This is a genomic window from Aquamicrobium sp. YD-1-mutant5 (assembly GCF_059509755.1).
Genome location: NZ_JCAKKP010000003.1, coordinates 51,374 through 72,724 on the forward strand (window position 1 = coordinate 51,374; position 21,351 = coordinate 72,724).

24 protein-coding genes and 1 tRNA gene are annotated in these 21,351 nt (G+C 62.6%); 8 read left to right on the forward strand and 17 right to left on the reverse strand.

The features are described from left to right. Window position 1: 1 nt before the first annotated feature. Both AC5XE7_RS04465 and hisB read right to left on the reverse strand, forming a co-directional pair. Window positions 2-493: a DUF2628 domain-containing protein gene (locus tag AC5XE7_RS04465; RefSeq protein WP_495364989.1), complete on the reverse strand. Its 492-nt coding sequence runs from the start codon at window positions 491-493 to the stop codon at window positions 2-4. A 2-nt stretch (window positions 494-495) separates the two neighbouring features. Next, the gene (gene hisB, locus AC5XE7_RS04470; RefSeq protein WP_495364990.1) at window positions 496-1,095 is read right to left on the reverse strand and encodes an imidazoleglycerol-phosphate dehydratase HisB; all 600 of its coding nucleotides are present in this window, start codon (window positions 1,093-1,095) and stop codon (window positions 496-498) included. Window positions 1,096-1,275: 180 nt separating this feature from the next. Between hisB and hslV the strand changes: the two genes are divergently transcribed. The 6 genes from hslV (at window position 1,276) to hslU (ending at window position 6,000) form a co-directional block, all read left to right on the forward strand. Next, the gene (gene hslV, locus AC5XE7_RS04475; RefSeq protein WP_239799603.1) at window positions 1,276-1,827 is read left to right on the forward strand and encodes an ATP-dependent protease subunit HslV; all 552 of its coding nucleotides are present in this window, start codon (window positions 1,276-1,278) and stop codon (window positions 1,825-1,827) included. Beyond that, window positions 1,817-2,332, forward strand: a complete 516-nt coding sequence (locus AC5XE7_RS04480) for a GNAT family N-acetyltransferase (protein ID WP_495364991.1) — start codon at window positions 1,817-1,819, stop codon at window positions 2,330-2,332. Before hslV ends, AC5XE7_RS04480 begins: the two co-directional genes overlap by 11 nt. A 9-nt stretch (window positions 2,333-2,341) precedes the next feature. Next, a complete protein-coding gene (locus tag AC5XE7_RS04485) occupies window positions 2,342-2,854 on the forward strand; it encodes a GNAT family N-acetyltransferase (RefSeq protein WP_495364992.1) in 513 nt (170 codons plus the stop codon). 140 nt (window positions 2,855-2,994) lie between these two features. Then, window positions 2,995-3,594, forward strand: a complete 600-nt coding sequence (locus AC5XE7_RS04490; protein ID WP_280198374.1) for a DUF2585 domain-containing protein — start codon at window positions 2,995-2,997, stop codon at window positions 3,592-3,594. Further along, window positions 3,594-4,658 (forward strand): hypothetical protein, encoded by a 1,065-nt coding sequence (locus AC5XE7_RS04495; RefSeq protein ID WP_495364993.1) that lies wholly within the window; start codon window positions 3,594-3,596, stop codon window positions 4,656-4,658. Before AC5XE7_RS04490 ends, AC5XE7_RS04495 begins: the two co-directional genes overlap by 1 nt. Window positions 4,659-4,689: 31 nt before the next feature. Then, on the forward strand, window positions 4,690-6,000 hold the full coding sequence (gene hslU / locus AC5XE7_RS04500) for an ATP-dependent protease ATPase subunit HslU (RefSeq protein ID WP_495364994.1): 1,311 nt from the start codon (window positions 4,690-4,692) through the stop codon (window positions 5,998-6,000). 18 nt (window positions 6,001-6,018) lie between these two features. Here hslU and AC5XE7_RS04505 read toward each other — a convergent pair whose 3' ends face one another. The 7 genes from AC5XE7_RS04505 to AC5XE7_RS04535 form a co-directional block, all read right to left on the reverse strand. Next, window positions 6,019-7,065, reverse strand: a complete 1,047-nt coding sequence (locus AC5XE7_RS04505) for a polysaccharide deacetylase family protein (protein ID WP_495364995.1) — start codon at window positions 7,063-7,065, stop codon at window positions 6,019-6,021. Then, the gene (locus AC5XE7_RS04510) at window positions 7,062-8,288 is read right to left on the reverse strand and encodes a carboxylate--amine ligase (RefSeq protein ID WP_495364996.1); all 1,227 of its coding nucleotides are present in this window, start codon (window positions 8,286-8,288) and stop codon (window positions 7,062-7,064) included. The genes AC5XE7_RS04505 and AC5XE7_RS04510 overlap by 4 nt, the downstream gene beginning before the upstream one ends. Window positions 8,289-8,340: 52 nt before the next feature. After that, on the reverse strand, window positions 8,341-8,628 hold the full coding sequence (locus tag AC5XE7_RS04515) for a DUF1330 domain-containing protein (protein ID WP_495364997.1): 288 nt from the start codon (window positions 8,626-8,628) through the stop codon (window positions 8,341-8,343). A 35-nt stretch (window positions 8,629-8,663) separates the two neighbouring features. Further along, window positions 8,664-9,365 (reverse strand): orotidine-5'-phosphate decarboxylase, encoded by a 702-nt coding sequence (pyrF, locus tag AC5XE7_RS04520; RefSeq protein ID WP_495364998.1) that lies wholly within the window; start codon window positions 9,363-9,365, stop codon window positions 8,664-8,666. Beyond that, a complete protein-coding gene (locus tag AC5XE7_RS04525) occupies window positions 9,362-9,955 on the reverse strand; it encodes an NADPH-dependent FMN reductase (RefSeq protein WP_495364999.1) in 594 nt (197 codons plus the stop codon). Before AC5XE7_RS04525 ends, pyrF begins: the two co-directional genes overlap by 4 nt. Before the next feature lie 62 nt (window positions 9,956-10,017). Further along, the gene (locus AC5XE7_RS04530) at window positions 10,018-10,539 is read right to left on the reverse strand and encodes a disulfide bond formation protein B (protein WP_495365000.1); all 522 of its coding nucleotides are present in this window, start codon (window positions 10,537-10,539) and stop codon (window positions 10,018-10,020) included. Window positions 10,540-10,557: 18 nt separating this feature from the next. Beyond that, a complete protein-coding gene (locus AC5XE7_RS04535; protein WP_183824280.1) occupies window positions 10,558-11,145 on the reverse strand; it encodes a YqaA family protein in 588 nt (195 codons plus the stop codon). Window positions 11,146-11,333: 188 nt separating this feature from the next. On the opposite strand from AC5XE7_RS04535, the gene AC5XE7_RS04540 reads away from it, so the two are divergent. Together AC5XE7_RS04540 and AC5XE7_RS04545 are read left to right on the forward strand one after the other, a co-directional pair. Further along, window positions 11,334-11,418: transfer RNA gene (locus AC5XE7_RS04540), tRNA-Leu, on the forward strand. A 109-nt stretch (window positions 11,419-11,527) separates the two neighbouring features. Continuing rightward, complete coding sequence (locus AC5XE7_RS04545) at window positions 11,528-12,133, forward strand: type VI secretion system-associated protein TagO (protein ID WP_495365001.1); 606 nt, start codon at window positions 11,528-11,530, stop codon at window positions 12,131-12,133. A gap of 56 nt (window positions 12,134-12,189) precedes the next feature. On the opposite strand, the gene AC5XE7_RS04550 is transcribed toward AC5XE7_RS04545, so the two are convergent. The 8 genes from AC5XE7_RS04550 to AC5XE7_RS04585 form a co-directional block, all read right to left on the reverse strand. Continuing rightward, window positions 12,190-12,999, reverse strand: coding sequence for an N-formylglutamate amidohydrolase (locus tag AC5XE7_RS04550; protein ID WP_495365002.1), 810 nt, complete (start codon window positions 12,997-12,999; stop codon window positions 12,190-12,192). A 13-nt stretch (window positions 13,000-13,012) separates the two neighbouring features. After that, window positions 13,013-14,350: a glutamine synthetase family protein gene (locus tag AC5XE7_RS04555; RefSeq protein ID WP_495365003.1), complete on the reverse strand. Its 1,338-nt coding sequence runs from the start codon at window positions 14,348-14,350 to the stop codon at window positions 13,013-13,015. Between the two features lie 24 nt (window positions 14,351-14,374). Next, complete coding sequence (locus tag AC5XE7_RS04560; protein ID WP_495365004.1) at window positions 14,375-15,034, reverse strand: cysteine hydrolase family protein; 660 nt, start codon at window positions 15,032-15,034, stop codon at window positions 14,375-14,377. A 36-nt stretch (window positions 15,035-15,070) separates the two neighbouring features. Further along, window positions 15,071-15,940, reverse strand: coding sequence for a MurR/RpiR family transcriptional regulator (locus AC5XE7_RS04565; protein WP_495365005.1), 870 nt, complete (start codon window positions 15,938-15,940; stop codon window positions 15,071-15,073). Between the two features lie 111 nt (window positions 15,941-16,051). After that, window positions 16,052-17,776 carry a dipeptide ABC transporter ATP-binding protein gene (locus AC5XE7_RS04570; protein ID WP_495917655.1) on the reverse strand — a complete coding sequence of 575 codons (1,725 nt, stop codon included), beginning with the start codon at window positions 17,774-17,776 and terminating at the stop codon, window positions 16,052-16,054. Continuing rightward, window positions 17,773-18,699, reverse strand: a complete 927-nt coding sequence (locus tag AC5XE7_RS04575) for an ABC transporter permease (protein WP_495365007.1) — start codon at window positions 18,697-18,699, stop codon at window positions 17,773-17,775. Before AC5XE7_RS04575 ends, AC5XE7_RS04570 begins: the two co-directional genes overlap by 4 nt. After that, window positions 18,696-19,673, reverse strand: a complete 978-nt coding sequence (locus AC5XE7_RS04580; RefSeq protein ID WP_280198388.1) for an ABC transporter permease — start codon at window positions 19,671-19,673, stop codon at window positions 18,696-18,698. The genes AC5XE7_RS04575 and AC5XE7_RS04580 overlap by 4 nt, the downstream gene beginning before the upstream one ends. Continuing rightward, on the reverse strand, window positions 19,670-21,292 hold the full coding sequence (locus AC5XE7_RS04585) for an ABC transporter substrate-binding protein (protein ID WP_495365008.1): 1,623 nt from the start codon (window positions 21,290-21,292) through the stop codon (window positions 19,670-19,672). Before AC5XE7_RS04585 ends, AC5XE7_RS04580 begins: the two co-directional genes overlap by 4 nt. Between the last annotated feature and the right edge of the window lie 59 nt (window positions 21,293-21,351).

Genomic DNA, 21,351 nt, shown 5'->3' on the forward strand with positions numbered 1-21,351 from the left:
GTCAGTTTCTGCCGTATGGGATGAGGCCGAGCGAAGGCGCAGGCGCCGCCCGGTGAACGGGGCGCTGTCCGGTTATTTCTGCGGGAACAATGGCCGGGCTGGTCTCCGGTTCATCCGGCGCGGCGGCAGCCTCATGCGCGTAGCGAATATAGGCTTCGTCGGCATTGCCGCCTTCGACGACGCCCCATTGCGTGTAGCCGCGACGACGAAGGGCTGCGATCCGCATCGCCTGTCCTTCCAGACCCACATAGATCGACACCAGCAACCCCATCAGCGAACCGGCGGGGCCCATGCCGGCCAGCTCTCCAATGACCGTTATCCCACCCATGACAGCGATGGCGATGACGGCCTCCAGCCACAGCCGGTGCCACAGAAGCCACAGCGGCGGGACAAGGAAAGCCGGCCACGAAAAGCGGTCGCGAACCAGAATGGCCTGCTCGCTCCTGCTTTGCGGACTGCCGGAAGGCGGCAGCATCACGACATGGCTTGCCATCGCTACCCCTTCAGCGATCCCTTGGTTGAGGGAATGGCGTCAGGCTGGCGCGGATCGGCTTCCGTCGCCGCGCGCAACGCCCGCGCCACCGCCTTGAAGCAGGTTTCCGCGATATGGTGATTGTTGGCGCCATAGCGGTTGTTCACATGCAGCGTGATGCCCGCATGCTGCGACAGCGCCTGGAAGAATTCGCGCACCAGCTCGGTGTCGAAAGTGCCGATCTTCGGCGCGGAGAATTCCACGTTCCAGACGAGGAACGGCCGGCCGGAGACGTCGAGCGCAGCACTGGTCAGCGTCTCATCCATAGCCAGATCGATGGAGGCATAGCGCATGATGCCGCGCCGCTCGCTCAGCGCCTTCGCCAGTGCCTGACCGATGACGATGCCCGTATCCTCCACCGTGTGGTGGTCGTCGATATGAAGATCGCCCTTGGCGCGCACCACCATGTCGATCAGCGAATGGCGCGAAAGCTGGTCCAGCATGTGATCGAAGAAGCCGACGCCGGTGGAGATGTCGGACTTGCCGGTGCCGTCGACATTGAGCGAAACCGTGATCTCGGTCTCTTTCGTCTTGCGGCTGACCTCGGCGGAACGTTCGACCATGAAATCTATTCCTCAGGGGAAATCTGGAAAACGCAAGCCTTCTAGCAGCATGAAGATGCGATTGCCAGTTGGCAAAGCAGCGTTTGCAATCGCGTGGCGGCGACATAAATAAGCAGGCGAAACATCTCGTCATGCGCCGCTTGCTTCAGATGAAGGAGCGGCGCGATATCGGAGCATCACATGTCGAATGAACTGACCATGCACGCCACGACCATCATCACCGTGCGCAAGGGCGGCAAGGTGGTCATCGCCGGCGACGGACAGGTCAGCCTTGGCCAGACCATCATGAAGGGCAATGCGCGCAAGGTGCGCCGCATCGGCAAGGGCGGCAACGTCATCGCCGGTTTCGCGGGCGCCACTGCCGACGCCTTCACCCTGATGGAGCGGCTTGAGGCGAAACTGGAACAGTATCCCGACCAGCTGACGCGCGCCTGCGTGGAACTGGCCAAGGACTGGCGCACCGACCGCTATCTGCGCCGGCTGGAAGCCATGATGCTGGTGGCCGACAAGAGCGTATCGCTGGCGCTGACCGGCAATGGCGATGTGCTGGAGCCCGAACAGGGCGTCATGGCCATCGGCTCCGGCGGCAACTATGCGCTGGCCGCTGCACGCGCGCTTATCGATACCGACCTGAGCGCCGAGGACATCGCCCGCAAGGCCATGCAGATCGCAGCCGACATCTGCGTCTACACCAACCACAACTTCGTGGTCGAAACCCTCGATGAAGCCTGAGGATACGCCGGACTACGAATTCCGGCCGCTGACGCAGGCTGACCTGCCGCTGGTGGCGCGCTGGCTGGCCGAGCCGCATGTCGCCCGCTGGTGGGGCGATCGCGACAAGGAGCTGGAAGGCATTGCCAGCCACATCGACAGCATTGCCGTCGAGCCCTTCATCATAGAGCTTGGCGGCAAACCCATAGGCTATATCCAGAGTTACGATCCCTATCTGGAAGAAGGCGACAATCCTTTCGACGACCAGCCTTTCGGCACGCTTGGCATCGACCAGTTCATCGGCGAGCCTTCCCTGATCGGGCAGGGCCATGGCCCTAGGCTGATCGCACAGTTTGCGCAGATGATGTTCGGGGAAGGAGCGCCGCGCCTGCTTGTCGATCCGGCCCCCGCCAACAGCCGCGCCATCCACGCCTACGAAAAGGCAGGCTTTCTTCCAATCGGCACGCGCATGACCCCGGACGGGGAAGCGATGGTGATGGTGCTCGACAGCGACCAAGACGACTGAGGCGGGAGAATGACTATCGCGGCAATTGAAGGCCCCCGCATCATTCTGCGGCCATTCTCCGCCACGGATGCGGACGAGGCCTTCGTCGCCATTACGCCCAGCCTGACACGGTTCATGAGCTTCGACCCTCCTCCCACGCGCGCCGCCTTCGACGCCATCTGGCAGGCATGGCTTCCCGCCGTCGCAGATGGTTCGGACCTCACTTTATGCATCCGTCACCGGGACTCCGGCCGGTTTCTTGGACTGGCCGGCCTGCACGATGCGCAATCCGCCGAACCCGAGCTTGGCATATGGATCAGCGAGAGCGAGCATGGTCATGGCTATGGGCGCGAGGCCGTCAAAACCGTCGCCCGATGGGCCACGGCTGCCTTGAAACCCGCCTCGTTCCGCTACCCCGTCGCGGAACAGAACCTTTCCAGCCGGCGCATCGCCGAGGCTTTGGGCGGACAGGTCGTCGCCCACGAGACGCATCCGAAATATGCCAGCGTGATCTACCGGGTTCCCCCTGTGGCGAGCGACTGATCTGCTTGCCCTCCCCTGAGAGCCTGCATTTGCACAGGCACCGCAGGGGCCAGCGAAACTTTCCTCTTCAATTTGCCACACTATGTGTTGTCTTCTCGGCGACCGCATGGCGTTGATTCGCCGCGAAAAGGGGACATCGCTTGACCGAGCTGACAGCGCCGCACGAACGCCCTCTCTGGGGACTGGACTGGAAAAAAGGCGTTCTGGCAGCAGTGCTGCTGGTCGCCGCGCAAGCCGCGATCCTGCGCCTCATGGGCCACATCTGGATCTGCAAATGCGGCTATGTGAAGCTGTGGCACGGCGTGGTGGTGAGTTCCGAGAACTCCCAGCACATTTCCGACTGGTACACCTTCTCGCACATCATCCACGGCTTCCTGTTCTACCTGCTGTTCTGGGCGCTGTTTCGCCGTTCCACCGTGTGGACCCGGCTTTCCTTCGCCATCCTGCTCGAAGCCGCATGGGAAATCCTCGAAAACAGCCCGATCATCATCAACCGCTATCGCGAGGCGACAATCTCGCTGGATTATTTCGGCGACAGCATTCTGAATTCGGTTTTCGACACGCTGTTCATGATGTTCGGCTTCTTCCTTGCCGCGCGCCTGCCCGTCTGGCTGATCGTGACGCTGGCCGTCGCGGCGGAACTGATCGTCGGCTATATCATTCGTGACAATCTCACCCTGAATGTCCTGATGCTGGTCTATCCGCTGGACTCGGTGAAGGCCTGGCAGGGAGGCCTGTGATGGCAGCCCCGATACCTGACCAGACCACAATCTCCGGCGACACGCTCCAGCGCGCGCTCGCACAGGGCGTGCTGACGCTGCAGCAGGTCGAGATGCTGCGCTATCTGGAAAACACCGCCACCGGCCTTCCCGCGACCGCACCGTCGGACGACGAAAAATTCCGCTTCATCAACGGTTTCGGCGACATTTTCGTCACCATCGGCATTGCCCTTTTCCTCGGCGCGCTTTCCTATTTCGCGGTGGAAGGCATCGGCGGCGCCGGGGCCGGCTTCACCGTGGCACTGGCAAGCTGGCTGCTGGCCGAATATTTCACCCGCAAGCGCCGCATGGCGCTTCCCAGCATCGTTCTGCTGCTCGTCTATGCGGCTTCCGTCTTTTCGGGAACGCTGATCGTGATGGCCGGCACGGAAGCCTTCAATGTCTCCGCAGCAGCGAAGGACAGCTGGCCCGTCGTGATTGCCGGGCTCATCACCATTGCCGCCACGGGCCTGCACTACCGGCATTTTTGCATCCCCATCACCTTCGCGGCCGGTGTCGCCGCCCTCGTTGCCAGCGTTCTGGCGCTGGTCATCGCCATTGCACCCGATTTTGCGGAAAACTACCTGCGCCCTGTCCTGCTTGTCTGCGGCATCGCCGTCTTCGCGCTTGCCATGCGCTTCGACCTCAGCGACCCGCAACGCCTGACCCGGCGCACCGACATCGCCTTCTGGCTGCACATGCTGGCAGCCCCGCTGGTCGTCCATCCGCTGATCAGCGGGCTGGTCGCCTCCGGAAACCTGAACGCGGCAACGTCGCTTGGCGTGCTGGCGATCTTCATCGGGCTTGCCGTGGTGGCCGTGCTGGTGGACCGTCGCGCCGTTCTGGTGTCCGGTCTTTCCTATGCCGGCATCGCCTTCGGCTCGCTGGTCCGGCAGATCGGCCTTGGCGAAGTCATGGTGCCGTTGACCCTTCTGGTGCTGGGTGCGCTGGTGCTGCTGCTGAGCGCCGGCTGGCATGCGCTGCGGCGGCGCCTGTTCGCGTTGCTGCCCGCTGCCCTTGTACACAGGCTGCCAGCCCATACATAAGCCGCAGCATCTGTTTCACGAGTTATTCAATATGAGCAATTTTTCCCCCCGCGAGATCGTTTCCGAGCTCGACCGCTTCATCATCGGCCAGAAGGACGCCAAGCGTGCGGTGGCCATTGCGCTCCGCAACCGCTGGCGCCGCCAGCAGCTCGACGGCCAGATGCGCGAAGAGGTGACGCCGAAGAACATTCTGATGATCGGCCCCACCGGCGTCGGCAAGACCGAGATTTCGCGCCGGCTGGCGAAGCTCGCCAACGCGCCCTTCGTCAAGGTCGAGGCCACCAAATTCACCGAAGTCGGCTATGTCGGCCGCGACGTGGAGCAGATCGTGCGCGATCTGGTCGAAATCGCCATCGGCCTGACCCGCGAGAAGATGCGCGAGGACGTCAAGGCCCGCGCCCATCTCAACGCCGAGGAACGTGTGCTCGAAGCGCTTGTCGGCAAGACCGCCTCGCCCGCGACCCGCGATTCCTTCCGCAAGAAGCTGCGCGATGGCGAGCTGGACGACAAGGAGATCGAGGTCGAGGTGGCCGATACCGGCAATGGCGGCATGCCCGGCTTCGACATTCCCGGCATGCCGGGCGCCAATATCGGTGTGCTCAACATCAACGACATGCTGTCGAAGGCCATGGGCGGCAAGCGCACCAAGATGCGCAAGACGACCGTCAAGGAATCCTACGATCTGCTGATCGCCGACGAGTCCGACAAGCTGCTCGATCAGGACGAGGTCGTGCGCCAGGCGCTGGAATCGGCCGCCAATGACGGCATCGTCTTCCTCGACGAGATCGACAAGATCGCAGCCCGTTCCGACGTTTCCGGCGGTCCTTCGCGCGAAGGCGTGCAGCGCGACCTGCTGCCGCTGGTCGAGGGCACCACGGTGGCGACGAAATACGGACCGGTGAAGACCGACCATATCCTGTTCATCGCTTCGGGCGCCTTCCACGTCTCCAAGCCTTCGGACCTGCTGCCCGAGTTGCAGGGCCGCCTGCCGATCCGGGTCGAGCTGCGGGCGCTGGAGAAGGAAGACTTCGTGCGCATCCTCACCGAAACCGAAGCCAGCCTCATCAAGCAATATGTGGCGCTGATGGAAACCGAGGGCGTGAAACTGGAAATCACCGAGGACGCCATCGACGCGCTGGCCGGCATCGCCGTGGACCTCAATTCGACGGTCGAGAACATCGGCGCGCGGCGCCTGCAGACGGTGATGGAGCGGGTTCTGGACGAAATTTCGTTCGATGCACCCGACCGCGACGGCACCACCGTCACCATCGATGCCGCCTATGTGCAGAAGCATGTCGGCGAGATGGCAAGGAACACGGATCTGTCGCGCTTCATCCTGTGAAGCGCGGCCCGGCCATCCTCACATCAGCCTGAACGGAATGCCGGAAGCCAGCGCCTTTACATAGCGCGGCTTCTGGTAAAGGCCGTTCAGCGACACCCGAGGCAGCGCTGTCGGCTGACCGAGGCTGGCCGCCCCCAGCACACCTGGCCGGGTGGTCACGGCGATGGAGAGCCCCGCCGCGCGCGCAGCGCTGAACTCTCGCTCCCCGGCCGCCGCGGCGAAGCCATAGGGATAGGCGAAACTCGATGGCCGCTTGCCCGTCCACTCTTCGACCGCCCGGATCGATCCTTCGATCTCGCTTGCCAGCCGGGTCGCATCGACACGCCTGAGATTCACATGGGTAAGCGTATGAGCGCCGAAACAGGCGAGCTGATCCCGCGCCAGTTCCCGTACCTCGTCCGCATCCATGATGAGATCGTCCACGATCGCCAGCGGATCAACGCCGTGCCTGATCGCTTCGGCATCAAGCCGGGCAATGGCGTCATCCTCATCTTCTGCCTGAATGAAGGATGAAAGGCGGTCGAACGCCGCCTGCTTGCGGGCAATCGTGTTCAGCGGCAGGTTCTCCGGCCCGCCGCCGAAATCGAATGTCAGCTCGTTGGTCCGGCGAATGAGGGTCTCGGCCGTTTCCCACCACAGCGAACGGGTGCGCTCGACAAAGCCACGGCACAGGAAGATCGTGTAAGGCACGCCATGCCTGCGAAACACCGGCGCCGCATGCCGCGCATTGTTGCGATAGCCATCATCCAGCGTGAAGCAAACGAAACGCCGGCGGTCGTCGGGATCGGCCAGCAATTGCGGCAAATCCTCCAGCGCCACCGGCACCATGCCGGTGCCAAGGCACGTTTCGATCGCCGCATCGAGAAATTCCGGCGTCACCGAAAGCAGGGCATTCGGATCGAACGCGTGGCCCTGATGCGGACGCACATGATGCAGGGTGAAGATAACGCCGCGCCCTGCCGCCTGCGGCCAGACCGCACCGGCATTGGTAAGTGCGACGGCTTCGAGCCCCGCCCTGATCGCCGCATTGCGGATCGCACGCCGAAGCTTGGTTTTCATGGTCATGAGCGCGCCGCGCCTTTTCCAAGCACGCGCCGCGTCAGCACCCGCCACGCCGTCAGCGGCAGGTCCAAAAGCCCCGGCCGCAAATCATTGGCCGCCCAGGCAGCACAGGCGCGGACGGACATCAGCGACACCAGAAAGGTGCCGGGCGTCAGCGCGCCGCGCCAGCAAAGCTGTGCGCCCGCGATGATGTCGCGCGACAGATAGGTCCACGCGGCGCCTTCATCGGCCTGCGCTGCGGAAGCAGTGCCGCCGCTCGTCACATCCCACAGCATCCGGCCAAGATCGACGCCCGATGCTGCCGCCAGCGCGAACCACGACCATGGCCGGGGATTGACGTCGAGCAGCTTCAGAACCCGGTCGCGCGCATCGTATTTGAACTCGATTTCCACCAGACCCGAGAAATCCACCGATCGCAGCAGAAGGCGCGCGGCTTCTGCCGCATCCAGGCGCTCGACCACCTCGACGAAGGTGCTGGTGTAGCCAAAATCGACGGGATACTGCCGCGCCCGACGCGCCGTGAATTCCGCCACCGGCTGGCCCTCATGCCAGAGCGCGGCATAGGAAAACTGGCTCTCGCCCCCACCCGGAATGAGCTGCTGCACGACGACGTTTGCCGCGCCGATTTCGCCGGCTGCATCTGCAAAAGCTGCACGGAATGAAGCGGCGTCGTCTGTCCGTAGCACCTTGGCCCGTGCCAGATGCGACGAACCGCCCCCCATATTGGGCTTCAGCACCACCGGAAAAGCGATATCTGCCGTTTCAGCTTCATCCACCGAGGCGAAGGCATAAGTGTGTGGAACGGCAAGGCCCAGCTCCGCCGCCCGCCGATAGAGCAGCGGCTTCTCGCACAGCCATTGCAGCCTTTCCCACGGCGGCAATGTCAGGCGAAAGCGTTTCTCAAGCATCTCCCGAGACTGCGAAACCAGACGCACCTCCGCATCGCCACCGGCAACGAGAAGCCAGCCGCTCAGCCCGTGCAAATCCCCAAGCCCGGTCAGATATGCCGCCGCACCCGGATCATCCGGCCCCGGCCAGCCGAAGCTGTGCCGCACATGACGCGACCAGCCCGGCAAAGGCGTGTCATGGGAGACGTAGCACACCGGCACGTTTGCCGCCCCGAGGCTGCGCGCGAGCGCCAGCGAGCCATGGGCGCCGCCAAGAATGACGACGCCGCCCGGTACTGAGGGAATTGAACTGTCCGTATGCGACACGCTGGCATTCATGAAAGAATGCTAGCGCATTTGCGTTAACAAGGGCTGGCGACAGCCGCCCTGTTCAAGCGCCTTCCACCAGCACGATCTCGCCATCGGCAACCTGCTGCCGGATGGCGGCCGCGACCTGATATTCCGGCGAATGATAGCATTCGCGGGCCGTGGCGAGCGAGTCGAACTCGATGATGACATTGCGCTCCCGGCCCGGCCCCTCGGCCACCTCATGCTCGCCGCCACGCGCCAGGAATTTGGCCCCGAAACGGTCGAAAGCCAGCTTTGCGGCGGCAACATAATCCTTGTAGCGCTCGGCATCGCGAATATCGACGCGAGCGATCCAGTATCCCTTGGGCATGATGGTGACTTTCCTCCGGTATGTCGGTATCGCGCTCAGGCCGAGCGCATGTCGTCGAGAATAGCCTGCGCAGCGGCCCGTCTGTCAACCGCGCCGACGATCGGCCGCGCCACCACCAGATGGCTGGAACCATTGCGCATGGCATCGCGTGGCGTCACGACGCGCTTCTGGTCGCCACGCTCTCCACCGGCAAGACGGATCCCCGGCGTCACCACCGCCATGGACGGCCCAACGATACGCCGCACCGCTTCGGTTTCCTGCGCCGAACAGACGATACCGCCCATGCCGGCCTGCAGGGCCTGTTCGGCGCGCCGCAGCACCAGCGTATGCGGATCAAGCTCATAGCCGGCCTCGATGACATCCTGCTCATCCATGGAGGTGAGCACGGTCACGCCAAGCAGGCACAGATCGCTGCCACGCGCGGCTTCGACAGCCGCACGCATGGCTTTCGGATAGGCATGCAGGGTCAGCATGGAAACGCCCATGCGCACGATGTTCTCCACGCCTTTGGCGACGGTGTTGTCGATGTCCAGAAGCTTCATGTCGAGGAACACCTTGTTCCCGGACGCCGCCAGATCACGCGCGAACTCCAGACCACCGGCAAAGACGAGCTGGTAGCCGATCTTGTAGAAGGAGGCGACACCCTCAAGGTCGCGGACAACCTTCTCCGCCTCGGCAACCGTCGGCACGTCGAGGCCGACGATCAGATGTTCCTTCATGTCACTTGTGGCGGTCATGCTTCCATCCTTGCTGAAACTGCCGCCTGCGCGACAAGGGCGGCAGCCACGCGCGCCATGGTCTGCTGCAGGCGCTGGTCACGAAAGTCGCCATTGTCGTCGAAGGCTTCACCGCCACGCGGCACCGAGCATTCGGGCGTCACCATCTCCATCTGGCAGCGCAGCAATGTGGCGCGCAGATGGGTGATGGCGCGAATGCCCGCGAACTGCCCCTCCGAAGACGAGCAGAGCGCCGCCAGCTTGCCGGTGAGCGGCTTCAGCGGAGCGTCCCCGTCGCGGCGCACCCTGCTCAGCCAGTCTATGGTGTTCTTCAGAAGCGGCGGCAATGAGCCATTATATTCCGGCGTGGCGATCAGCACCCCGTCATGCCCGGCAACCAGTCGCGCCAGTTTCATGGCGTTTTCCGGAATGCCGTCTTCTTTCTCGAGATCCTGATCATAGATCGGCAGCGGGTAGTCGAGCAGTGAAATCCGCGTCACATACGCGCCTTCCAGAGCAAGCGCTTTTTGCGCCGCGTCGGCGGTCTTGCCGCTGTAGGCGCCGGTCCGTACGGACCCGGCGAAAACGAGAATGCGTGGCATGGCTGTCATGGCTGTCCCCGATGCTTCGGGCAGCTATAGATCATCGGCGTGCGAAGTGAAATGCGCCTTTGTTACCGTCCACGCGAGAAGGCCGCACGGAACGCGACCACGGCAAGGATCAGGCTGGCGATGACGTTCCAGCCGGCCATGGACAGGCCGAATATGCGCAGCGCCGCCTTGTCGCAGGAGGGCGGCACGAACTGGTCGAGCGCATCCAGAACGCCGTTTCCGCCCGTATCGACAGGGGCTGCGATATTGGTGCAGTCGCTCGGCCCCGGCCACCAGCCCCATTCGACGCCGGCATGATATCCGCCGAGGAAGAACCCATAGGCCATCAGCACGCCGCCGGCGCCGAGCAGCGCCTTCACGATCCACAAAGGCAACTTAAGGAAGGCGGCAAGGGCGCCCAGCAGCATCAGCGGCACGCCGATATAATAGGGCATGCGCTGCTCGTAGCAGAGCTTGCAGGGAATATAGCCACCGATGTACTGGAAACCGAGCGCGGTCCCGACGGTCGCAGCCATGGCAACGGCCAGAAACAAGGCTGTGAACAGCAATCTGCGGCGCGGGTCGGGAGTGGCTGTGTCGGTCATCAGGTGTCTTCCGGATTGTCAGTGCAGATATCTGACCAGCAGGTAAAGCAGAATTAGGGCAGCCGCTCCCAGCGCTGCGATGGTGCCAAGGCGCTTTTCGATGAACTCGCGGATCGGCTCGCCATAGCGGCGCAGAAGCCACGCCAGGAAGAAGAAGCGCGCACCGCGTGCCACGATGGCAAGCAGGATGAACAGCAGGAGATTGACGCCGATGACGCCCGACAGGATCGTCACCACCTTGATCGGCGGCAGGTGCGCGAGACCAGAGGTAATCAGCATCAGGATGATGAAGCCGATGCCGGACGAGGTCCGCAGCGCCTCGAACTGTTCATATTTACCGTAGAATTCCAGCACCGGCCGGGCCAGCGCTTCATAGGCATAATGGCCAAGGAACCAGCCGGCGATGCCGCCCAGCACCGAAGCCACGGTCGCCACCAGCGCATAGCGGTAGGCCCGATCCGGGCGCGACAATGCCATCGGCAGGTAGAGCACATCCGCGGGCACCAGAAAGATGGAGCTTTCCACGAAAGCGATGAAAGCCAGCCACCATTCGGCCGATTTCCTTGCCGCGAGCGACAAGGTCCAGTCGTAAAGTCCGCGAAGCATGAGGGTCCTCAGATTATGCGCAGCATGCATAAAAAGAAAATCATGCTGGCACAATGGCCACGGATCACGAATGCTTGATCTCTCAGAACGATTCCGGCCGCCGATGGCCAACTGGCTGTTGACGGGCCATGCACGAACCTATAGTTCGCCGTTGGAATGAGTGTGTCGCTCATAGCTTGAAAGCCCTTGCGGGTGTGGCGGAATTGGTAGACGCAGCGGACTCAAAATCCGCCGGAGCAATCCTTGTCGGTTCGAGTCCGACCACCCGTACCATCTCATTCTGACTTATCTTCCAGAACAACACGCAGGCCGTCTTTGCCCGGCATTGACGCCTCCGTTTACGCGCAGCAAGGTATGCAGCGTGGGACTTGGGGGGGAAGACATGCGATCTCTTTTGATCATCGCCACGGTCATCATGGCCGGGGCGGCGCCTGCGATGGCTGCCGACTGCCTGAAGATCGACAACGATCTCGACCGTCTGGCCTGCTATGACAGGGAGGCAGGCCGCACACCTTCCGCTTCCACCCTTCCACAGGGTACGGGGAAATGGGTGGTGCGCAAGGAGACATCGAAACTCACCGACCAGCCCACCGTCGTGATGTCGATCGACTCCGATGAAGTCGTCGATTGCGGCTGGAACCGGGGACAGAAAATCGGTCTGGTCCTGCGCTGCATGGAAAACAAGACGGTTCTTTACTTCTCAACCGGCTGTCACATGACCGCGAGCCAATACAATGATTACGGCAACATCACCTATCGGCTGGATGATGAGAAAGCCCGCACGGTCGGTGGCGATGCGTCCACCGACAACCGTGCGCTGGGCCTGTGGAATGGCGGCAAGTCCATCCCCGTGATCAAACAGATGTATGGCAGGAAGCAGATGATCGTTCGGATGACGCCCTATTCGGAGAGCCCGTTTACCGCGACCTTTGACATTTCCGGAGCAGAGGAGGTTTCAAAGCCCTTGCGGGAAGCATGCGGCTGGTAGAGAGCGCATGCTCCCCCTGAAGGTTTTGAAACGACTTGGCGCCCTGCAGCTGCATTTTACAAGGGCAGCCGCTCCATCTCCTTCAGGCATGCCGTCAGCCGCTCGCCCCATGAGGTGACGCCTTGTGCATCCCTGATAAGGTCGTGGCGGATTTCGATCAGCGCACCGGGCAGACCACGCGCATCGGCATGAACCGGAACCGTATAGTCTTCATCGGGATGGATGTCGTAGGGCTGGTTGTCGCCGATGCACAAAGCAGGATCGGCGGCGAGGCAGTCTATAATCGCGCGGCCAAACGCCTTCGCCTCCCCGTAAAGCACGCCCGCATGCCAGGGCCGCTGCTTGCCGAAGTAGACCGGCGTAAAACTGTGAACCCCGATGATGATGGTCCGAAGTCCCTGCTGCCGGCGCTGGTCCAGACGCCGGCTGACCGCCTCGGCAAAAGGATGGAACAAGGTGTCTATGCGTTGCTGCCGCTCCGCATCGCTGAGACCGGCATTGCCCGGCACGGCCGTTGTTTCGCTGACCTCAGGGATCAGCGACGGCACATGCAGCGGCCTGTTGCAGTCTATGACGAGACGCGAATAATTCGCCATGAACAGCGGCGCGTCGAGCGCTGCACTCAGATGCTGCGAAAGCGCCGAAACGCCGATGTCCCATGCGATATGGCGCTGGCGCTCCGCGAGCGGCAAGCCAAGATCGCCCAACGCCCGCGGAATACGGTTCGACGCATGCTCGCACAAAAGCAGATAGGGTGACGAGCCATCGGGATTGATCACCGCATAGGGCGGCGGCTCATCTATTCCCAACAACGGCAATGCGGGATCATGGCGAAGCGCCGCCGCTGGCCTGACGGTCGTGTTCATATGCATTTCCGTGTCAGTAGATGGCCGCGTAGCGCCGGCACAGTTCTTCGGGAGTGGCCTCGGCAACAAGGCTGATCTCCAGCCGCTTCATGGCCAGATAGCAATCGATGAAGTCTTTCGAGAACCAGCCGGTCACCGTCTCGTCCTGCTGAAGCGCATCGAGCGCTTCCGGCAGGCTGGCCGGCAGCCGGCGGATGCCGAGACGCTCGCGCTCGGCCTCATCCATGTCGGCGGGGTCCGCGTTGGTGAGGGGCGGTGTCTCCAGTCCGGCGCGGATGCCTTCGAGGCCTGCGCGCAGCAGCACCGCAAGAGACAGATGCGGGCTGGCGCAGGCATCGGCGGCACGGAATTCCATATTGAACTGCCGCGCCGGATTGCTTCCCGGCAGATCGAGCGTCGGGCAGATGCGCAACGTCGCTTCGCGGTTCTTCTCGCCCAGACAGGTGAAGGCCGCGCTCCAGTGATGCGGCACCAGCCGCAGATAAGACAGCACAGACGGCGCGGTAAAGGCGACGAGTGCCGGCAGATGCTTCAGGACGCCGGCAGCAAAGGATCCCGCAACCCTCGACAATCTGCCGGGCAGCGAAGGATCGAAGGTAACCGGATTGCCATCCAGATCGGTAAAGCTCACATGCAGATGCACACCGTTGCCGACGCCGTCGGCGGTAGTCTTGGGCGCGAAGCTGGCGTGCCAGCCGAAATGGGCCGCAACCTCGCGGGCAACGGCACGGATGGTAGCCGCCCGGTCGGCTGCCGCCAGAACCGGTGCGGGGCGGCACGTGATCTCGAACTGGTCCTTGCCATATTCCGGCAGGAACATTTCCGGCTCGGCACCCGCCTCCTGCAGCGCGCTCATCAGCAGTGCGGGAAAGGCGCCGGTGCGGCGCTGGGCGCGCAGGCCGAAGGCGGGGGCATCCGGCCAGTCGGCGCCAAGAATCTGGAATTCCTGCTCGACCGCGCTCGTCACCCGCAGGCCCGCCTCCTGCTCATAAGCGGTGATCGTGTCCTTGAGGAAAGAACGCACGCAGCAGTCCCATGCCGAACCGTCGAGACGGGTGATGTCGGCATGGTAGAAATGCAAAGGCGTCTCACCGGGCAGGCAGCTTACGCGCACGCGGCTTTCCGCGTCCGGCATCAGCCGCAGATCGCCCTTGGAACCCCACGGGTTGTCGCCGGCAATCTCGTCGAAAGGCGTCAGCGCCAGATTGGCCGGCACCCAGCCAACGCCTTTGCGAAGATAGCTTTCCAGATCGCTGGCGAAGAAGCTGCGCCCGCGCGTGATGCCGCAGATATCGGTGGTGACGATTGTGGCAAGTTCGGCCAGATCGGCGGCCTGAATGCGATTGTCCATCTGATGTTTCCTCCGATCCGCCTGTCAGCCAGCCAGTGCGCCAAGCCGTTCGATCACGGTCGCGGTATCGGTGATCCAGCCATATCCCGAATAAGCCCGGATCGCCGCCTCGTGACGCTCCTGCGTGTAGGTCGCACAGGCGTCTTCGACGACCGTCACCAGATAACCGCGGTCGGCGGCATCGCGCACCGCCATGTCGACGCACTGGTCGGTGACCACGCCGGCAATGATCAGATAGCGGGTGTTAAGATTGCGCAGCACGTAATCGATGTTGGTCGAATTGAAGACACCGGAGGAGGTCTTCGGCAAAACGATCTCGTTCTCAACCGGTGTCAGAGCATCGATGACCGCGCCTTCCGGAGCGTCCTTCGCCACATGCATGCCGGAAAGCTTGTGGTCGAGCGAGCGGTCGCGGCCATCATTGGTCAGGCTCTGGATGATGGTGTGCAGCACATTGCAGCCGGCCGCGCGGGCGGCATCCAGAATGCGCTTCTGATTGGGCACGACCTGCTCGCGCAGGCGGCGGTGATAATAGCTGTCCGCATCCTGAGGATGGGTCGGATCGAGGTTCGGCTCGCACCAGATACGCTGCATGTCGACCAGCAGCAGCGACGTCTTGCCCTGCTCATAGGCGCTGTCGCGCGTGAGGCGCAGATTGTCGAACTCAACTTCGATGGAAGCCATCGTTTCCTCCTCAGAAAAATCGGTGCCCGATGCCTTTCAGTCGGGCTGGCTGAAGGCATCTTCGGTGATTGCATAGCTGCGCCGCAGATCTTCCATCCGCTCGATGCGTTTCATGGCCTTGTCGGAAAGACGCGCGGTGAGCGCGGCGATCAGCGCTTCGGTCTGCGCCATGGCCGGCACCATGGTATCGTAAGGCGACGCCGTATCGACCGGCACGGTCAGGGTCACCGTCGCGAACCCGGAAATGGGCGACAGCCAGCGATCCGTGAACAGCACGATTTTCGCCCCCTGCTCTGCGGCATGGCGGGCGAAACGGATCGTCGTTGTCTGGTAGCGGCGGTAATCATAGACGAACAGCGTGTCCTTGCGACCGAGATCGACCAGATGGTCGACCTCGTCGGCCTGCGCTCCCTCGATCCAGTGCGTGCCAGGGCGAAGCTGCTTCATATGCGCCCACAGCATGCCGGCCAGCATGCCGCTGAAACGGCCGCCCAGACAGTGGACCTGCGTGCCGATGTCGGCGGCGGCCTCGACCGCAGCTTCGAAATCCCGGCCGGGCAGCGTCGCCTTGGCAGTCTCCAGCGCCTGAATGCTGGCATCGAGAAAATGCTGGTAGAAATTGTTCTGGCCGGGATTGGGCTTGCGGGTTTCCATCATGGAAAGCGGCGAGCTCATGCGCTCCTGAACTTCAGCGAGAAGCCCCGCCTGGAACTCCGGATAACCGCTGAAACCAAGCTTGGTGACGAGGCGCACCACGGTCGGATCGCTGACCCCGGCCGACGCGGCCAGATGCGCGACCGTGTTGAGGCCCGAAGCCGGATAGTTCGACAGAAGCTGGCGCACGATCTTCAGCTCCGAGCGCGTGAAGTCGATGGAATCGTCGGTAAGCCTGTCCCTGATGCTCATAGGTGCCCTCCTTCCCAAAGGCCGCACGCGTCATTATGTAATTTATTACAGAAATATGTTTTCAATATCAAACTGAAATAATATCTACTTTTCTGTGAGCCATTCTCGTCATTATCCGGCACGTATGCCGATCTGCGCTACGCCCCGCATATCCGGGATCATCGACAACAGATTTGCCGTGTATTCATGCCCGGGCGCATCGAAGAGGTTTTCGGTCTCGCTGATCTCGCAAATGCGTCCGCCATGCAGGACGGTGATGCGATCGCAGATCTGGCGCACCACCGGAAGATCATGGCTGATGAACAGGATGGTGAGCGACAGCTTCTGCTGCAGATCCTTCAGCAGGTTGAGAATCTGAGCCTGAATCGAGACATCCAGCGCCGAGGTTGGTTCATCGCAAATCAGAAAGCGCGGCCGGCTGGCGAGCGCCCGCGCAATCGAGATGCGCTGACGTTGCCCGCCGGAAAAAGCATGCGGATAACGACGGGCGGCGCTGGCGTCGAGACCGACCGCGTTCAGCAGTTCCTGCATGACCGGTTCGGCTGCGCGACGGCTGGCCGCCAGTCCATAATGCACCATGGGCTCGGCGATGATGTCGCCCACCCGCATCTGAGAATTGAGCGAGGAATAAGGATCCTGAAACACCATCTGCGTGTCGCGGCGGATGCGCTGGCGCACGGCGAAAGGCGCGGCATAGACGTCCTCCCCACCGAACAGCATATGCCCGTGGCTTGGCCTCGTCAGACCGGCGAAGATGCGCGCCATGGTGGATTTTCCGGAACCGGATTCACCCACCAGCCCCATCACCTCGCCGTTGCGGATGTCAAGGTTGATGTCGTGCAGCGCCTTGAAGCCGCCGCCGCTTGCGCCAAACAGCAGGCGCTTCGCGCCATAGACCTGCTCGATATGGCGCAGTTCGACAAGGCTGTCGCCAGCCGGCTTTACATGATCGGCTTCGCCTTCCAGCAGCCACTGCATGGCAGCATCGATATCCTTCGGCGCACCGGCCACGGGAAAGCGGTCAAGCTTCACATCGGCGCGCGGTACCACCGAAATCAGCGCACGGCTGTATTCATGTTGCGGACGTTCAAGAACCGTACGGGTCTCGTCCAGCTCGACGATCTCGCCGGATTTCATCACCGCGACGCGATCCGCGATCTGGGCGATGGCGCCCATGTCGTGGGTGATGAGCATCACTGCCACATGGCGCTCCTGCGCCAGCCTGCGGATCAGCTGCAATATCTGCGCCTGCACGGAAACGTCGAGCGCCGTCGTCGGCTCGTCGGCGATGATCAGTTCAGGCTCCGAGCAGAGCGCCAGAGCGATCACCGCGCGCTGACGCATACCGCCGGAAAATTCGTGCGGCCAGTTCTTCACACGCCGCGCAGCGTCGGGAATACCCACCGCCTCCAGCTGGCGCACCGCTTCCGCTCGTGCCTCGGCCCTCGTCATTGGGCGATGCGTACGGATGGTGTCGACCAGTTGCCGCTCGATGGTGAACAGCGGATTGAGGCTGGTCAGCGGGTCCTGAAAAATGGTCGAGATGCGCTTGCCCCGCAGCGCCTGCATGGCTTTGACATTGCGCGCGTCGATCACGTCGCCGGCAAGACGAACCTCTCCGGCGCTGATATGACCCGGTGCCTGCAGAAGACCGGTGATGGCCGCGCCCACGGTCGACTTGCCCGCGCCGGATTCGCCCACGATGCCCAGAATCTCGCCGGCAGCGATGTCGAGACCGACATTGCGAACGGCGCTGAAATTGCCGTGGCGGCTTGGAAAATCCACGCACAGGCCGCGGATCGACAAAACCGGAGGATGACTGACCGTCATGCTCATACCCCTCTCGGATTCAGCGCATCGCGCAACCAGTCGCCCAGCACGTTGATGGCAAGCGCAAGCGCGAGCAGGGTGACGGCGGGGAACAAAAGAATCCACCACTCGCCGGCGAACAGGAAGTCCTGCCCGCTGCGGATCAGGGTGCCGAGCGAGGGCTGCGTGGCCGGCAGGCCGGCACCCAGATAGGAAAGCGTGGCTTCGGTGATGATGGCGAGCGCCAGCGAGATGGTGGCGATCACCATGATCGGACGGCGAACGTTTGGCAGGATATGGCGCACCAGCACGATGCGGGTGGGCAGGCCCATCATCAGGGCGGCCTGCACATATTCGCGCTGCTTTTCCACCATCACCGCGCCGCGCACCGTACGGGCATAGGAAACCCAGCCCGAAAATCCGATGGCGAGGATCAGCACGTAAACAGCCATCGTATCGCGCGCGCCCGGCGGCAGCAGCGACCGGGTCAGGCCGAAAATAAGCAGCGCAATCAGCAGCGCCGGGATCGAAAGCTGCACATCCGCGATACGCATGATGATGGTATCGACACGTCCGCCGAAATAGCCCGAAACCAGCCCCAGCGTGACGCCAAGCGTCATGGAAAGGGCCACGGCGGCAAGGCCGACCAGCAGCGAAACGCGGGTGCCGTAGAGTGTAGCGGAAAGCACGTCGCGTCCCTGATCGTCCGTGCCGGCCACGAAGAACTGACCGGTGAACTCGTTGACGCTCCATGGCGGCGTGTTGGCGGCCATGAGGTCGAGATTGGCGGGATCGAGTATATCCTGCGGCGCCCACAACGGCGCGCCGAAGCCCGCCACCACGATGACGACCAGCACCAGCGTAGCCAGCAGCGCGCCGGGCGACCGCAGATAGGAATAGCCGATGTCCGACCGGGCAAAGCGCGCGAGCCGTGTGGTCAGTGCGGTCATTGGATGGCTCCGGCGGCACGCAGGCGCGGATCGATGAGGTAGTAGATGCAATCGACCACCATGTTGATCGTCACGAAGATGAGCGAGGTCAGAAGCAGATAGGTCGCCATGATCGGCACGTCCGAGAAATTGACCGAGTTTATGAACAGCAGACCCACGCCCGGCCACTGGAACACGGTTTCGGTAACGACGGCGAAGGCGATGATGGAGCCGAGCTGGAGACCGGCGACGGTAACGACCGGCACCATGGTGTTCTTCAGCGCATAGGAGAAATAGATCAGCCTTTGCGGCAGCCCGCGCGCGCGGGCAAAGCGGATATAGTCCGAATGCATCACCTCAAGCATCTCCGTGCGCACCAGCCGCAGGATCAGCGTCAGCTGGAAAGTCGCCAGCGAGATCGCCGGGAGAATGATCGCCTGCCAGCCGCTTGCGGTAAGCAGCCCGGTCGTCCACCAGCCGATCTTCACCGTTTCTCCGCGCCCGAACGCAGGCAGCCAGCCGAGCTGGACGGAGAAGACGTAAATCAGCGCGATGCTGATGAGGAAGTTCGGCAGCGAGACCGCGATCAGCGAACCTGTCATGCTGATGCGCGAAAAGATCGAGCGCGGGCGCAGGGCCGTCATGACGCCGAGCGCAATGCCAGCCGCCATGGCGAGAATGAAGGACAGCACGGCAAGCTCAAGCGTTGCCGGCAGCCTCTCCACGATCAGATCCAGCACCGGGCGCCCCACACGGGTGGAGACGCCGAAATCGCCATGCAGGATCGAGACGATGAACCGCCAGAACTGGATGTAGAACGGCTGGTCGAACCCCAGTTCCGCGGCAAGCCGCGCCCGGTCCTGCGCGGTGGCGTCCTGCCCCAGCATGTTCTGCAGCGGGTCACCGATGAAGCGGAACGCGGCAAAAGACAGAAATGCCGTGATCAGCATGACCGGCACGGCAGAAACCAGCCGGCGCAGGAGGAAAGCTATCATTTCTCTACCGAAATGGTTTTGACGAAAACGCTGTTGGAAAGGTTCGGCGTTATCCGGATATTCTTATGCGCCGCGCGGGCCAGCATCTGCGCATGGATCGGCAGATAGAAGCTCTCGTCCTGCACCACCTCCCAGATCTCGGCGATGGTGGCGTTGCGCTTTTCGATATCGGCTTCGGAACCCAGCGTGGCGATCTTCGCGTCGATTTCGGCATTGTTGAAATTGACGGAGCTCCACGCGCCGCGCCCTTCGCTGCGGGAATGAACCAGATTGTCGAAGATGTACTGGGAATCGAAGGTCGAGGCACCCCAGCCCATCAGGTAGAAATCCGTGTTGCCATTGCCCACCATGGGGAACACCACGCCGGCCGGCTGCACGTCGAGATGCACCTTGATGCCGATCTTCGCCATCATGCCCACCAGCGCCTGGCAGATGCGCTCATCATTGACAAAGCTGTCATTGGTGCAGTTGAGCGTCACGGAGAAGCCATCCCCGTAGCCGGCCTCGGACATGAGCTGCTTCGCCTTCTCGATGTCGACCGGAGGCAGCTTGCCCATCTCCTCGGTGTAGCCGTTGATGAAGGGCGGCGCGATGGTGCCAAGCGGAATGGACTCGCCACGCATGATCGCCTTGCCGATCACCTCGCGGTCGATGGCCATGTTCATGGCATGGCGCACGCGCTTGTCGGCGAAGGGATTGCCCCTGGCTTCGCCATAGGTGAGCTTGTCGGCACCCATGTTGACGCCGAAGAAGATGGTGCGGTTTTCCGGGCCGCGCACCACGCGCAGATCGGGATTCTGCTCCAGCTTGGCAATGTCCTGCGGCGGCACGTCCTGAAGGAAGTTCACCTCGCCGCTGATAAGCGCAGAGACGCGCGTGGCAGGCGACTGGATCGGCGTGTAAACGATGCGGTCGATGTCGAGCGGGAATTCGCCGATGCCCCAGTATTTGTCATAGGCCACAAGCTCCGTGCGCCGGTCGGCTTCGCGGCTGACAAGCCGGTAAGCACCCGTGCCGTTCTCGTTGCGGGCGGCAAAATTCTCCTTGCCCGACTTGAAATCCTGCGGCGCAGCAGCGTCATTTGCTTCCGCCCAGGCACGGTTCATGATGAAGATGTTCACCAGATTGTTGACGAGCAGCGGGCTAACGCCCTTCGTGGCTATCCGGACGGTATGCTCGTCGGGCGCAGTCACGGCATCCACTGCCGTAAGCAGCGAGCGGACGTTGGAAGTATCCGACATGGCGCGCTGAATCGAGAAAACAACGTCGTCGGCAGTCAGCGGCGCACCGTCGTGGAAAGTAACGTCCGGGCGCAGCGTGAACTCCCAGATGCCCGGCTCATCAGGCAACATCTTCCATTCGGTGGCCAGAACACCGATCAGCTTGCCATCGTCGGAGCGGGCAACCAGCGGCTCGTAAATCTGATGGTTGAAGGCATGGGTGATGCCCTCATTGTACGCGTGCGGATCAAGGGTCTGCACATCCGAACCGCGCGCCCAGTTGAGCGTTTCGGCCGAGACCGGCGCTGCCGCCATCAAAGCAGCAACCGCAGCCGTCGCCAGCAGCGAAAAGAGAGGCCGGCGGCCGTCCGGGCGGGATGCGGGAGAAAGCTTCTTCACGATACAGGTCCTCCATTGGCGCGGAAAAGCGCCTCAACATGTTCGGGCTATCAGGAGCG